This is a genomic window from Cutibacterium namnetense, assembly GCF_001642025.1.
Lineage (GTDB): Bacteria > Actinomycetota > Actinomycetes > Propionibacteriales > Propionibacteriaceae > Cutibacterium > Cutibacterium namnetense.
The window spans coordinates 132,267-144,869 of sequence record NZ_LWHO01000005.1 but is presented as its reverse complement, the minus strand read 5'-3'; the positions used below and the strand labels follow the sequence as shown (position 1 = coordinate 144,869).

At 58.1% G+C, this 12,603-nt stretch carries 13 protein-coding genes and 2 tRNA genes; 9 read left to right on the top strand and 6 right to left on the bottom strand.

All coding sequences use genetic code 11. The annotated features are described in order from the left end of the window. Positions 1–6: 6 nt before the first annotated feature. On the top strand, positions 7–948 hold the full coding sequence (locus A5483_RS07620) for an alpha/beta fold hydrolase (protein WP_063811430.1): 942 nt from the start codon (positions 7–9) through the stop codon (positions 946–948). A 232-nt stretch (positions 949–1,180) separates the two neighbouring features. Here the strand turns inward: A5483_RS07620 and A5483_RS07615 are convergent. Beyond that, positions 1,181–1,256: transfer RNA gene (locus A5483_RS07615), tRNA-Pro, on the bottom strand. 282 nt (positions 1,257–1,538) lie between these two features. Between A5483_RS07615 and A5483_RS12130 the strand changes: the two genes are divergently transcribed. The 3 genes from A5483_RS12130 (at position 1,539) to A5483_RS07605 (ending at position 3,383) form a co-directional block, all read left to right on the top strand. Next, a complete protein-coding gene (locus A5483_RS12130) occupies positions 1,539–1,901 on the top strand; it encodes a hypothetical protein (protein WP_082864020.1) in 363 nt (120 codons plus the stop codon). Between the two features lie 17 nt (positions 1,902–1,918). Continuing rightward, a complete protein-coding gene (locus A5483_RS07610; RefSeq protein WP_241497693.1) occupies positions 1,919–2,236 on the top strand; it encodes an HIRAN domain-containing protein in 318 nt (105 codons plus the stop codon). Between the two features lie 265 nt (positions 2,237–2,501). Continuing rightward, on the top strand, positions 2,502–3,383 hold the full coding sequence (locus A5483_RS07605; protein WP_063811449.1) for a hypothetical protein: 882 nt from the start codon (positions 2,502–2,504) through the stop codon (positions 3,381–3,383). Positions 3,384–3,473: 90 nt separating this feature from the next. On the opposite strand, the gene A5483_RS07600 is transcribed toward A5483_RS07605, so the two are convergent. Further along, complete coding sequence (locus A5483_RS07600; RefSeq protein ID WP_002550051.1) at positions 3,474–3,923, bottom strand: DUF2871 domain-containing protein; 450 nt, start codon at positions 3,921–3,923, stop codon at positions 3,474–3,476. Positions 3,924–4,083: 160 nt separating this feature from the next. Between A5483_RS07600 and A5483_RS07595 the strand changes: the two genes are divergently transcribed. Continuing rightward, a tRNA-Gly gene (locus tag A5483_RS07595) sits at positions 4,084–4,157 on the top strand. Positions 4,158–4,200: 43 nt separating this feature from the next. Here A5483_RS07595 and A5483_RS07590 read toward each other — a convergent pair. From A5483_RS07590 to A5483_RS07575, 4 genes are read right to left on the bottom strand one after another with little or no spacing between them, the layout of a single operon-like run. Next, positions 4,201–5,058: a metal ABC transporter permease gene (locus tag A5483_RS07590; protein WP_063811429.1), complete on the bottom strand. Its 858-nt coding sequence runs from the start codon at positions 5,056–5,058 to the stop codon at positions 4,201–4,203. A gap of 1 nt (position 5,059) precedes the next feature. Then, positions 5,060–5,956, bottom strand: coding sequence for a metal ABC transporter permease (locus A5483_RS07585; protein ID WP_082864019.1), 897 nt, complete (start codon positions 5,954–5,956; stop codon positions 5,060–5,062). Further along, complete coding sequence (locus tag A5483_RS07580) at positions 5,953–6,711, bottom strand: metal ABC transporter ATP-binding protein (protein ID WP_002550045.1); 759 nt, start codon at positions 6,709–6,711, stop codon at positions 5,953–5,955. The genes A5483_RS07585 and A5483_RS07580 overlap by 4 nt, the downstream gene beginning before the upstream one ends. Before the next feature lie 3 nt (positions 6,712–6,714). Further along, the gene (locus A5483_RS07575) at positions 6,715–7,893 is read right to left on the bottom strand and encodes a metal ABC transporter substrate-binding protein (protein WP_063811427.1); all 1,179 of its coding nucleotides are present in this window, start codon (positions 7,891–7,893) and stop codon (positions 6,715–6,717) included. A gap of 252 nt (positions 7,894–8,145) precedes the next feature. Between A5483_RS07575 and tig the strand changes: the two genes are divergently transcribed. From tig to A5483_RS07550, 4 genes are all read left to right on the top strand, one after another. After that, positions 8,146–9,693, top strand: a complete 1,548-nt coding sequence (gene tig / locus A5483_RS07565; protein WP_002550049.1) for a trigger factor — start codon at positions 8,146–8,148, stop codon at positions 9,691–9,693. Positions 9,694–9,876: 183 nt separating this feature from the next. Beyond that, the gene (locus tag A5483_RS07560) at positions 9,877–11,091 is read left to right on the top strand and encodes an AI-2E family transporter (RefSeq protein ID WP_042843133.1); all 1,215 of its coding nucleotides are present in this window, start codon (positions 9,877–9,879) and stop codon (positions 11,089–11,091) included. Positions 11,092–11,200: 109 nt separating this feature from the next. Continuing rightward, a complete protein-coding gene (locus tag A5483_RS07555) occupies positions 11,201–11,806 on the top strand; it encodes a ClpP family protease (RefSeq protein WP_042843152.1) in 606 nt (201 codons plus the stop codon). Continuing rightward, complete coding sequence (locus A5483_RS07550; RefSeq protein ID WP_042843132.1) at positions 11,769–12,503, top strand: ATP-dependent Clp protease proteolytic subunit; 735 nt, start codon at positions 11,769–11,771, stop codon at positions 12,501–12,503. The genes A5483_RS07555 and A5483_RS07550 overlap by 38 nt, the downstream gene beginning before the upstream one ends. Positions 12,504–12,603 lie beyond the last annotated feature (100 nt).

Genomic DNA, 12,603 nt, shown 5'->3' with positions numbered 1-12,603 from the left:
AGTGTCATGAATAACGACAACCGGGCCGGTTGTTCCCACGGGCACGGCCACAAGACGCTTGATTCGTCTCACGACGCTCTAACATCGGTTCGCGAATTAGGCGGACGGTCGTTCCGCGTCGGATACGACGATGGGGAAGGGCCGGACTACAACATCAAGGACCCTGTCGTACTGCTCATGGCAGGAGCTGCGGCATCGAGCGACTTCTGGAAACCCGTCGTGGATCGCCTGCAAAACCTCGACGTCGTCACCTACGACCGGCCAGGTCTCGGTGGAACCGTCTGGCCGGGGCGCTATCCCCAGTTGGCTGAAGAAACTGCTAGCCTGGCCGATCTCGTTGGTCTGATTCAGGGGCACTGGGACGTCGGGCAGCCGCGAAAGGTTATTCTCGTTGCCCATTCCATGGCAGCCTTTCACGCCGAGGCGTTCGCTCGGATGCACCCCGAGGTCGTGGCAGGGGTCGTCTTCGTTGACCCCTCTGTGGAGTGGCCAACTCATCCGCCACGTCGTCGCAGTGTGGCGTTGCCGCGTGCAGTTTATAAGGTTATGGACTCGGTGGCTGGCTCGTTGGGTCGTCACGCTTTCGCCCTCGGCGTCATGGCTCAGACGATGAGGTCAGGTTCGGCGGTGTGGCATCAATTCCAGGAGCACCGGCTTCACCGGGTTTATGGCAGCCCCGACGCTATGGCGATGGCAGTAACTGAATGGATTGGGTACGACCAACAAGCGTGGGATCTCATGGCTGTGCGTTCAGATCATGTTTGGCCAGACGTGCCGACGGTGTTGTTGTCGGCGGTGTACTCAGGCCAGGAGCAGGAACTGGAACTTCACGAACGCCTGGCCCCGATGCTCAACGCGAGATTGGTCGTGGTGGAAAACTCGCACCACCTCATGATGCTGGACAGACCACAGGCAATCGCTGATGCCATCCGTTCGGTGGTGAGGTGACGCGACTAAGCAGGACCGCGGGACCGTGACGTACGTACCAACCAACGCTGCCTAGTCGTATTCAGTACAGATCACATAGGACAGCCTCGACAAAATCCCTAGCCACAGCTGTACTCGGTACAGTCGCTTGGGGTGACTATCGATCGCCTCGGACCGCCTCCGCATACATTATCCGGGCACAGAAAAAGGCCACCTGACAAGCAGTGATGCCGTCAAAGTGGCCTTGACTAGGTGGTCGGGGCGACAGGACTCGAACCTGCGATCTCCTGCTCCCAAAGCAGGCGCGCTAGCCACTACGCTACGCCCCGTTCCGCTACGCTCACCGCAACGAGAACACCGATAGCTTAGTGGAAACCCCGCCGCTCGGCCAATGAGCCATCACGAGAATGGGGATTCGCAGTTGTGTGGTTGTCTGCCTAAGCAAGCATCGCTGCCGAGGAACGCACGATGCAGAACTTGTTGTAAGCGCTGTTTGATTCCGGGTCTAACGACTGCGAAGCGCCTTGTATGAGGGGCTTTCGTGTAGTTTGTGGGCAGTAGTGTTTACAAGGGACCTGTCGCCATTGTAGCCGAGGGTGAGAATCGGAGTCATGAGCGATCTGTCAGATTTCTTTAGTGAGGCCAGTCCTCCACCCACGACAGTCCGGGCAACGGCCAGAGTCAGGGTCGGTAGGGGTGAGTGGCCTTCACCGCCAGAGATGGTGTGCCTTCGGCAGGACGCTTTAGCAAGACCCGTCGTGTCACTGGTTCTGGAAAGGAGCAGTGACACCCCGCAAACTGGAGCTCAGAAGAATTCACGGCGGGTGGGTGTGGCTTCGATCCGTTCTGCTTCCGCTGCGGCTGAGGACAGACGGGCTGCACACGTCATGACGCCTTCCACAAGCATCCGCTTCGGCGAGCAAGATGAGGCAGGCGAAGAAGACCAGACCACCGGTGAATGGGATGAAGCATGAGCAACCACGCGAACATAATGAGGGATTTCATTGCTTCCCACCCGTGGTGGTGCGTGCTCATCGTCGCCGCTATGTTCTGGATCCCACGCGCGGGAATATGGATGGCCGTAGGGTCTTGGCTGGCGATTATCGCTGTCTGCGCTAAGCACAGGGCGCTACCTGCCGCGAAGGTTAATGCAAGGGTAGTGTCTTCGGGATCCTCCATGGTGCTTAACGTCGGGGATGGGGTCACCCGTTACGACGTTTTCGGAATGTGCTATTACAAGGTTCCGAAGTCCGCTGTTGGTTCTACGGTGCTATGCGTTGAACGTGAGCCGCAGAATAGCCACGCATAAGAATGCGCTCAAGGTTAGTGTGAATGGAAGGCATATCGGTTATGTGTCTGTATGGGCTGCCGCCGATATCGCCCCAGCGTGGGACTCTCTAGGCGTGACATCGATGGATGTTCACGGACGCGTTATCAATGCTCTTGATGCATACGTTGAGATCCCGACTAATAGCGCCCTCCGCGAGGCACTCGCTCACCCAGATACGAGTAAGGCCATATCTTCGATGCGGCCGTCAGCTCACCCACAGCTCTTATCGTCAGTGTCCGCTATGATGCGTACGCGGTCCTCTACGGCGCGTACGCAGACGCCAGTTAAACCGTGGGGACCCTGTGTGCGTAACTACAAACTTGCCGCGACTAAGAAGTTCAAGGCTGGTATCACTCGGGTCTGTGTCTCTTGCGGCGAGGATGGTAAACGCGAAAAGGTGCGGCTCGATGACCTCGATGCGCAAGTGAGGCTTACTCCGAACCACAAACTAGCCGTCTTCATTGATGATGTGCAGGTCGGAATGGTTCCGGATGAAGCGAGAGAATCATACCGTCATGTGGTCGAGGAGCTTCACTCCTCGCACCAATGTTTGTTGGTTCCGGCCTCGATTTGGATGACGCGCAAAAACGGGTTTAAAGCCGGTGTGAGTGTTAAGTTTCCGCTGCCCGATGAGGTGAAGGTTCCTGTCGGAATGCCCAGTGGGCCAGTAGCCATCCTGCCACAGGGCCGTAAGGTGCAAGTCACCGGTGAGGAGAACCACACCGAGGCTTTGTTGGGTCTGCTTGCCGGCGAGCACTCTGTGCCAGTGGTAGCTGAGCTGAAATCGTTTATCAAGAAGCTCAAGACGACAGAGAGGACGGTCGTAGGCGTCAAGGTAGGCGGCGTAATGGTGGGCCTGTTGTCGACCCAAATGAGCCAGCACTTTCTTCCCGTCGTCGAAGCGTGCGAGGACGCAGGTACCGCTTTGGTGTGCCACGGCAGGATCACCGGTAATCAGCTGAAAGTCGATCTTGTCCTCGAAGCTGTTAAGGGCAGCGAGCTACCGCCGGAATGGGTCAAGGACAACGTCTATGGGCACGCCAACAGGCCTGTCGATGTAGCCGGCGCCTCAGTAACTTCGCTTCACCAGGGTGAATCTAGCCACGATGATCGGCTCGCTGAGTGACACAACGGGTCCGGTGGATACCGCCGGACCCCATCGTGAAATATCGACATATCTACGCTATGTGACGAGCGATCGCCATGTTCTCAAGGGTTAGCGGTCGGTCGTGAGTTGATCCCGATTTTTGCCCGTTGGAAGTGATTTGAACAGGGCCACCATGAGGCCGACGAGACCGACAGACAGGCCGATGTGTCCGAGACCTGCAATACCGGACATTGCCGGCGATGCCTCCGTGTGCCCGTTTACCTGCATCACGCCGTGCATGACGAGCATTGCAATCGTCAGCAGTAAGCCAAGGTTGAATCCCCAGAAATAGGTAGCGAAGGCGCCACGGTGTTGAGAAAGAGTGAAAGCTCGTTCCAGCAGAAGGACAATGAGGGTGAGCATGAAGCCCAGCGCCAGGCTATGGGTGTGCACCACCTTGAGCTGGGTCCAGCCGGTGAAGTCGTGGGCCTTGGTGAACTCGCGGTAGAACACTCCGCCAAGCAGGCCGATGACTAGCCAGGTGGTTGCGCAGGTTGCAAGCTTCTTCAACGGTGTCATGGTGTCATCACATCACGGGAATTAGATGTGGACATGGTCCGAAAGGTTGATATTGGGGGGGTTGAAGAGCGGGCTCGGGGCACCTGTGGCACATCATGCCGTCGCGGATGTGACGTCGCTGGCCGATCCGTGTATCCTATTGAGGTCCCTTCGCGGATGTGCGGATGTAGCTCAATGGTAGAGCCCCAGTCTTCCAAACTGGCTACGCGGGTTCGATTCCCGTCATCCGCTCCATTTCTCACGAGTCTGGCTTTCACGTGTCAACGATCGCCCTGACTCATGTAAGGCCATGTTTCATGGATCGTCTCATGAACCATTGTTGTGCCCATGAGATGTTGCGACAGATGAGGTGGAATATTCCGGCCAGCACCGCGATAGTGCCACCAACCGACAGATTGGCGAGGACGGCAAAGAATAGCCCCGCTACGCCGATCGTTACTCCCGCGATTGGGGCAGCGATGAGTAAACCTGTCGGTGTATTGACGAGGCGTTTGAGTCCCGCCGCCGGGGCTGCCACTAGGGCGATAGACAAGATATTGCCGATTGCCGGGATGATGACGACGACTGACACGAGGATAATCGTCAAGATGATGGCGTCTATCAGATCCCCCCGGATTCCGGATGCCTGGCATCCGTCGGCGTCGAAGCAGCGGAAGATCATGTGACGGCCCCGTCCAGCAGTCACTAATAACACCCCGGCCAGCACCACGGACGCCACCGTCAAGTCGGTTGTGTTGACATGCAAGAGGGATCCGGTGAGGAATCCATCCACGTGCAGAGGTAGGGGTGCGAACCAACGGTCGAAGAAATACCCCAGACCGAACCCTAACGTGAGGACGATGCCGGCAGCTGCCTGTCCTGATAGTTCCGGGATTCTCGTCAAGGATCGCATTAGCACCGTCATGGGAATGCAGATGGCGAAGGCCGCGATGAATAACCAGATGGATAGCATTTTCTGGTCAGTAGTGAACATTCCTGCGATGACCACACCGAGGACAGCACCAGGAAAAGTGGAATGGGTGATCGACTCGGCAAAGAACACCCTTCTCCGGAGCACACCGAAAACGCCTGAGAGTCCACATAATGCCCCCACGACTATGATTTCAAACAGCGGTAGACGAACGATATCCCACATCTCAGGAAACCACCTTTGCGACGAGGGATCGCACTCCCCGAACGGCCAAACATGCGAAGAACAGTCCGACCACGCTTAATGCCACACTGGCCTGCGGCGATATGGGGCGGGGAGCGTCGAGATTAGCAATCCATAAACCAAGCCAGCCGCCCGCGACTCCGACGAAGATGGCTACCGGCACCATGGCGCGCACTGAGCGGCATAATAACCGAGCCGCAGCTCCTGGGACGACGAGATAGCCGATTATGAGTAGAGTCCCGACTGCCGTCGAACCGGCGATCGTCACCGCCACTAGGGCTGCATTGACCGCGAAATCGTCCCAGAATCCGCCCATCCCAGCGCTGCGAGCCCCATCTCGGTCGAAGGCCAGAAAGATCTGACGCCGCCATGTCGGCAGCACGACGAGCAGGGCGACCAGACACACCAGGCAGGTCTGCGTCATGCGAGGGTCAGTGACGTCGAGAAGGCGTCCAAACATGAGGGCCTCCAATTGCCCCGACATATCGGCTACTCGCAGCGAGATCACCATGCCGATGGAGAAGAAGGAGGTCAAGACGACGGCTGTTCCAGCTTCATCTGAGCCCCGGCCGGACCGACCTACCTGGGTCAAGGCGAAGGCAACCAGAATTCCTACTAGGGAAGCTCCGGGGATGATGGAATCAATACCTCCAATGAATGCGCCGAGGACAATCCCAGGAAATACCGAATGGACGGTGGCCTCGGAGTTGAATTCCAGTTTCCTTAGATTGACTATGACGCTCACCACGCCGCCGGCGACCCCTAGTACTATCAGGACGATAAATGGTCGAAACATGTACGGTGCTGATGCGATATCTTGGAATCCGGGTACGGGCTCTAAGGATTGCCGAAGAGTTTCGATAAGCGCGGCGAAATTCATGAGGTTACGCTTGTCAAAGTGACGGGGCCGGTTTGCGTCTCGGTGACGTCCCCACCGTAGGCCAGCCTTAGATTTTCGTCGGTGAGCACTTGGTTTAGCGGGCCAACGGCGATCTGATGTCCGGCCAGCAGCATGACCATTTCGCAGGTCTCGCGAGCTAGCGCAAGATCGTGAGTGGAGGATATAACAGCGATTCCTTCTGACTTGATTTCAGCAATGATGCGCAGCAACAGTCGACGGGTCGGGTCATCTAGCCCGTTGAAGGGCTCGTCAAGAAGTACCAAAGTCGGATGAGCGACAAGGGCGCGAGCCACGAGCACCCGCTGACGCTGACCACCAGACAATTCGCCAAATCGCCGTTTGGCCTTGTCGGCCATACCGACTCGTTCCAAGGCGTCGGTGACTCGACGACGTCGGGTGCGACCGATCCGACCAAACGATCCCACCTCTCGGTAGAGCCCCATTTCGACGACGCGGCTGGCCGTGACGGGGAAGGTGAGGTCGAGATCCGCGGACTGTGGGACATAACCAATGGAGCTACGGTCGACGTCCACCGTGCCGTCGAGTTGTTGAACGGCTCCGAGGATGCCTCTCAGTAGGGTTGTCTTTCCTGACCCATTCGGGCCCAGCAGGGCCATGGCCTGGCCCGCTGGAAGGGTCGCATTGACGTCGGTGAGTACCGGTTTTCTGCGATATCCGAATGAGGCGTCGATGAAGGTGACGGCGTCTGGACGTTGTGCTTTGACCGGGGTCATGGCTCACTTCGTCGCGGTCTTCAAGGAACCAGGCAGCTTGGCCACTGTGCCGTCCCAAGCCTTCACCAGGTTGGTGACGTTGTGGACGATTGAGCCGACGTAGGTGGCGCCCTCAGAACCATCGGGACCCAAGGAGTCGCCATAGAGGGCGTCGTCACCGACGATGGCCTTGACGCCGGCGGCCTTAGCGACTGCCTCGATCGATTTGGAGTTGTTGGAGTTCTCGGCGAATATCGCGCGGGCACCGGACTTCTTGACCTCGGCGGCGCTCTCGGCAATCTTGTCGGCGGTGGCATCCTGCTGGTTGTTGAAGTCGCTCATAGCCGCACCGATGAACTTCACATCGTAATTTTTGGCGAAGTATCCGAAGGCGTCATGGGAGCTGAACAGCACGCGATGGTTGACGGGCACGCTGTCGAGGGACTTCTTGGCCCACGCGTCAAGGTCGTCGATGGTCTTGGAGTAAGCCGAGACATGCTTGTCGAATAGTCCCTTGTTGGCTGGGGATGCCTTATCGAGGAAAGAACCGATGTTGCGCACCTGGACGCTGGCGTTGCGTGGGCTGGTCCACACATGCGGGTCGAAGCGGAACTCGGGCTCGCTTTCGCCCTGTTCGGGCGGGAAGGGCCACTTGGCGATGTTGACCTTCGTGATGCCGCGATCCACTTTGTAGGGCAGCGACGTCTCAGCTTCCTTAACCTTGGTGATGTCATCAACGTCCTTCGAGGACAGGATGCCTGACGTCACGCCCATAGTTCCCTTGAACCCAGTTGACTTGACGGCGTCGTCAAGGAAGTGCTCCAGATCGACTCCGGAAACAAGCATGAGATCAGCGTTGGCCAGGGCTTTGGACTGGGCGGGGGTCATTTCGTGTTCGTGGGCTGAGGCATTGGGCGCTAGCAGGCAGGTGAGGTTGATAGTCGACTTCGCCTTGTCCTCGGCGGCTCCGACAGTGGTCTTCTTTCCTGCGGGGTCGGTCTTGTTGAGGGTCAAAGTCGCGTTGGGTGAGGTGTCAGTGGCGATCTGGGTGACGTAGTCGCAGATTTGGGTGGTCGTGGCCACGATCTTCACCTGTGCGGAGCTTGCTGACGTATCTTTTCCGTCCTTGTTCGCACTGTTTCCACAGGCCGACAGCGCCAGCGCTCCGGCGGTGAGCACTACGGCGAGCCTTAGAGTTCTCATATCTGTTCCCCTCTTAATCAGCTGTTGCGTCGATGGATCCTGTTACTCAACCCCAGGAGATATAAGGGTAGCTTAACCTAAGCTATGTCTTGTGGATCGGCAGCAAGCGACGCCACATGCCCGGATTTGGGTGGCTGTCGCCGGCTGGTGGGAACCTGCCACTGGCTCGGGGGCTACTGCATCGCTAGAATTACGGGGAATGTGTGTTCCCCTCCACGGGGACGACAGAATCGGAACCACAGGAGAAACTTCGTGCCCAGCACCCTTGAGAAGCTCAGCACCAACCGTGTGAAGCTCACGATCGAGATGCCCTTCGATGAACTGAAGCCCAGCCTTGACAAGGCCTACAAGGACATCGCCGCCCAGGTGAACGTTCCCGGCTTCCGCAAGGGAAAGGTGCCCGCTCCGGTCATCGATCAGCGTTTCGGCCGCGGAGTCGTCCTTCAGGAGGCCATTAACGACGCCCTCCCGACTGCCTACGGCAAGGCCATTGAGGAGAACACGGTCGTTCCTCTGGGTCAGCCCGAGATCGAGGTGACCAAGCTGGAGGATGGCGAGGTCGTCGAGTTCACCGCAGAGGTGGACGTCCGCCCTGACTTTGATCTGCCCGACGTGTCCGCGATCTCCGTTGAGGTGCCTGCCGTTGAGGTGCCCGATGAGGACGTTGATGAGCGCGTCGAGACCTTGCGCCAGCGTTTCGCTACCAATACGGAGGTCGAGCGCGCTGCCGCCAAGGATGACCTCGTCACTATTGACCTGGCTGGAACCCGCGACGGAGAGGCTCTCGAAGACGCCACTGCTTCCGGCGTTACCTACAAGGTCGGTTCCGAGGGCATGCTGGAAGGCCTTGATGAGGCCGTTACTGGCCTCAAGGCAGGTGAGTCCGCACAGTTCCACTCCACCCTCGTCGGTGGCCCGTTGCGCGGCCAGGATGCCGACATTAAGGTCACCGTCACCAAGGTCTGTGAGCAGGAGCTCCCGGCGGTTGACGACGACTTCGCCCAGTTGGTCAGTCAGTTCGACACCGTCGATGAGATGCGTGCCGACCTGCGCACTGCTCTGGAAAACATGGCTCGCCTCGACCAGGCTGCGGACGCCCGCGACAAGGTGTTGGAGGAAGTTATCTCCAAGATCGACATCGAGCTGCCGACCAAGCTCATCGACTCTGAGCTCGAGGCCCGTCGTCAGCAGGTCAATCAGCAATTGTCCCAGGCCGGCATGACCGTTGAGGAGTATCTCGAGGACTCCGAGGAGGAGGTGGACAACGCTGACGATTTCTGGGCCGAAATCGAAAAGCGTTCCTTGGACGCCCTGAAAGCTCAGATCGTCCTCGACAAGATGGCCGATGACGACGAGATCGGTGTTGAGCAGAACGAGTTGACCGAGTTGCTGTTCCGTAAGGCCCAGCAAAACGGTACCTCCCCTGAGGAGGAGGCTCAGCACATGATGCAGCACAATCACCTGCCCGATTGGATGCAGGAGATCCGTCGTGGCAAGGCTTTGGCCGCCATGGTGGGTGCTGCTACCGTCACCGATTCGAAGGGCAATGCCCTCGAGCTTGACCGCATCCAGCCTGACGGCACCATCGCCGACGAGCAGCCTGAGAAGGAGACTGCGGCTGAGGGCTCCGCCGAGGAGGCTGACAACGAAGCTACCGAGGCTCCAGCTGAGGAGCCTAAGGCTGAGGAGAAAGCTCCCGCCAAGAAGTCTGCTGCTAAGAAGACGACCACCAAGAAGAATTCCACTAAGAAGCCTGCCGCCAAGAAGAAGACGGCTGCCAAGGACGATAAGTCCGAGTGATGATCCGGGGCTACACGTCCCGTAGGATCGACATGATCCGTTGATGGCCGGCGTCGTGCGGGTTTCCGCACGGCGCCGGTCCCACGTCAATTCCGAGGAAGTTCGATGAACAAGCGCCCTACACGACCTCGACGCCGGATCTCTGTTGTCCCAGCCACTCGTCGGTTGCACGATGTACGGCAAATGGTGGCTGACGATATTGCGGTGGCCCGTGCGGTTGAGCGTGGTGAATTGGAGGCTGAGGATCAGCCCACCCATGGCGCAACGAGCGCGAGACAAGCAGATGAATCCGGGCTTCAAGCCCAGCCAAATGATCAAGAAAAGACTGCGGCAGCCACCAGTAAGCATGATTTGCCGAAGCTCACCATTGTTTTGCTTACGCTGGCTGCAGCGTGGCTGGGGCTGAGTTTCCTGCACGAGCTCTCGAGCGTTATCGCGCCGTTGTTTTTCGGTTTGAACCTTCTCATCACTGCCTATCCGATCCACACCTGGCTCGTGAAGCACAAGTGTCCGCGGTGGATCTCGGCCACCACAGCTGGCACTGCCGTCATCGTTGTGTTGGCGGCTGGCGTCATAGGAATGGTGTGGTCGGTGGCAGCCATGATTAATCAGTTGCAAAGTTACATCCCGCAAATGGAGAAGATCTATTCGCAACTGCTGCACTGGTCGACCCAGCTTGGGTATTCCCAGGAAGTCATCGCTGACAAGCTTAAAAAGATCGATCCTCAGCAAGTGATGTCGGTCGTGACGTCGGTGGCCTCTGATACCACCAGCGTCGTGACGATGATTATCGTCATCCTCACCGGCATGATCTTTATGGTCATGGATACCCCACAGATGCATGATCGGCTGCGGATGGCCGGAAGCCGTAAGCCAGATGTCGTTTTAGCTTTGGAGTCCTTCGCTACTGGGATTCGTAAGTACTGGTTGGTGACGACAGTATTCGGCCTTATCGTCGCTCTTTTTGACTGGGCCGCTTTGCTTATCATCGGCGTTCCGCTTGCCGGAGTATGGGCACTATTCAGCTTTTTGACAAATTACATCCCGAATATTGGCTTCATTATCGGTGTGATCCCGCCAGCCCTGTTAGCCCTCTTCGATGACGGCTGGGTGGCAGCAGTGGCTGTCGTCGTCTCCTACTCGGTGCTGAACTTCGTCATCCAATCGATCATCCAGCCGAAGTTTGCTGGCGATGCTGTGGGGCTGACACCAACCATGTCTTTCGTTTCTCTGCTCTTGTGGGGCTGGGTTTTTGGGGCGTTGGGGACTCTGATCGCTTTGCCGTGCTCCTTGCTCGTCAAGGCCACCCTCATCGATCACGACCCTGGTGCTCGATGGGTCAATGCGCTGATCTCTTCTCGGCCCACCGAAGGGCTTGAGGACAGCCCTGAGGGCTAGCATGCCGATGGTGTTCGGGGAGTGCTGACCGCGAAAGGCGCTGTAACTGTCGTGTCCGCAAGGTAAATTCTGATTCGTGAGTCATAATACTTCGATCACTTCCCAGGGCATGCCCGCCATGGCCGGCCCCGAGGCCGGCGGTGCCGGGATGACCGACAACGTCTACCAGTCGCTACTACGCAACCGCATCGTCTTCCTCGGTTCCGAGGTCAAAGACGAGAACGCGAATGCGCTGTGCGCCCAGATGTTGCTGCTCAACGCTGAGGATCCCGAGGCCGATATTTACCTCTACATCAACTCCCCAGGTGGCTCGGTCACCGGGGGAATGGCGATCTACGACACTATGCAGTGGATCTCTAACGATGTTGCGACGGTGACGATGGGCATGGCAGCGTCGATGGGCCAGTTCTTGCTGACCGCCGGTACCCCCGGCAAGAGGTACGCTCTGCCGCACGCCAAGATCCTCATGCACCAGCCTCTCGGCGGTGTTGGTGGTACTGCTACTGAGATCGCCATCAATGCCAAGATGCTTAAGGACACCAAGCGTGAGCTGTCTCAGCTCAACGCCGAGCACTCTGGCCACACCCTTGAACAGATTCTCGAAGATTCCGACCGGGACCACTGGTTCACCGCTCAGGAAGCTCTCGAGTACGGTCTCATTGACCACGTCTACAGCAATGCGTCGCAGCTGCGTGGCGACGCTCCCAATCAGTGAGGTGACCATGGGATTCAACGCCTTTGACAAGAATCGGTTGGCCGCCATGAACGCCGAGCAGGCCGAGCAGGCTGCTCCCGGCGGGCTAGCCCCGGCAGGTCCGCGCAACGACTACTACATCCCGCAATGGGAGGAGCGCACCTCCTACGGTGTACGTCGCGTCGACCCGTACACCAAGCTGTTCGAGGATCGCATCATCTTCCTTGGCACTCCGGTAACTGACGACATCGCCAACGCCGTGATGGCTCAGCTGCTGTGCTTACAGTCGATGGATGCGGATCGTCAGATCAGCATGTACATCAACTCGCCTGGTGGTTCGTTCACCGCTATGACGGCGATCTACGACACCATGAACTATGTGCGTCCCGACGTTCAGACGATCTGTCTGGGCATGGCGGCATCGGCTGCGGCCGTGCTGCTGGCCGCCGGTGCGAAGGGGCAGCGTCTGTCCTTGCCGAACTCGACCGTCCTGATCCATCAGCCGGCGATGGGCCAGGCCACATATGGCCAGGCCACCGATATTGAGATCTTGGACGACGAGATTCAGCGCATCCGCAAGCTCATGGAGAACATGCTTGCTACAGCGACTGGTCAGAGCGTCGAGCAGATTTCCAGGGACATTGATCGCGACAAGTACTTGACTGCTCAAGGCGCGAAGGAGTATGGCCTCATCGACGACATTTTGACCTCGCTGTGAGGTTTGACGAGGTTGTCTTCTGGTGACCCTCGAGGGTTACTGCAGGGTTGGTCGTCGTCACCCGACACGGGTGACGACGACGTCCCAAATAGGTACCGTC

Excerpts from the sequence above, each read along its gene's own strand:
- A5483_RS07620 (WP_063811430.1), top strand. The coding sequence starts at position 7 with ATGAATAACGACAACCGGGCCGGTTGTTCCCACGGGCACGGCCACAAG.
- A5483_RS12130 (WP_082864020.1), top strand. The coding sequence starts at position 1,539 with ATGAGCGATCTGTCAGATTTCTTTAGTGAGGCCAGTCCTCCACCCACG.
- A5483_RS07610 (WP_241497693.1), top strand. The coding sequence starts at position 1,919 with ATGAGGGATTTCATTGCTTCCCACCCGTGGTGGTGCGTGCTCATCGTC.
- A5483_RS07605 (WP_063811449.1), top strand. The coding sequence starts at position 2,502 with ATGCGTACGCGGTCCTCTACGGCGCGTACGCAGACGCCAGTTAAACCG.
- A5483_RS07600 (WP_002550051.1), bottom strand. The coding sequence starts at position 3,923 with ATGACACCGTTGAAGAAGCTTGCAACCTGCGCAACCACCTGGCTAGTC.
- A5483_RS07590 (WP_063811429.1), bottom strand. The coding sequence starts at position 5,058 with ATGTGGGATATCGTTCGTCTACCGCTGTTTGAAATCATAGTCGTGGGG.
- A5483_RS07585 (WP_082864019.1), bottom strand. The coding sequence starts at position 5,956 with ATGAATTTCGCCGCGCTTATCGAAACTCTTCGGCAATCCTTAGAGCCC.
- A5483_RS07580 (WP_002550045.1), bottom strand. The coding sequence starts at position 6,711 with ATGACCCCGGTCAAAGCACAACGTCCAGACGCCGTCACCTTCATCGAC.
- A5483_RS07575 (WP_063811427.1), bottom strand. The coding sequence starts at position 7,893 with ATGAGAACTCTAAGGCTCGCCGTAGTGCTCACCGCCGGAGCGCTGGCG.
- A5483_RS07560 (WP_042843133.1), top strand. The coding sequence starts at position 9,877 with ATGGTGGCTGACGATATTGCGGTGGCCCGTGCGGTTGAGCGTGGTGAA.
- A5483_RS07555 (WP_042843152.1), top strand. The coding sequence starts at position 11,201 with ATGCCCGCCATGGCCGGCCCCGAGGCCGGCGGTGCCGGGATGACCGAC.
- A5483_RS07550 (WP_042843132.1), top strand. The coding sequence starts at position 11,769 with ATGCGTCGCAGCTGCGTGGCGACGCTCCCAATCAGTGAGGTGACCATG.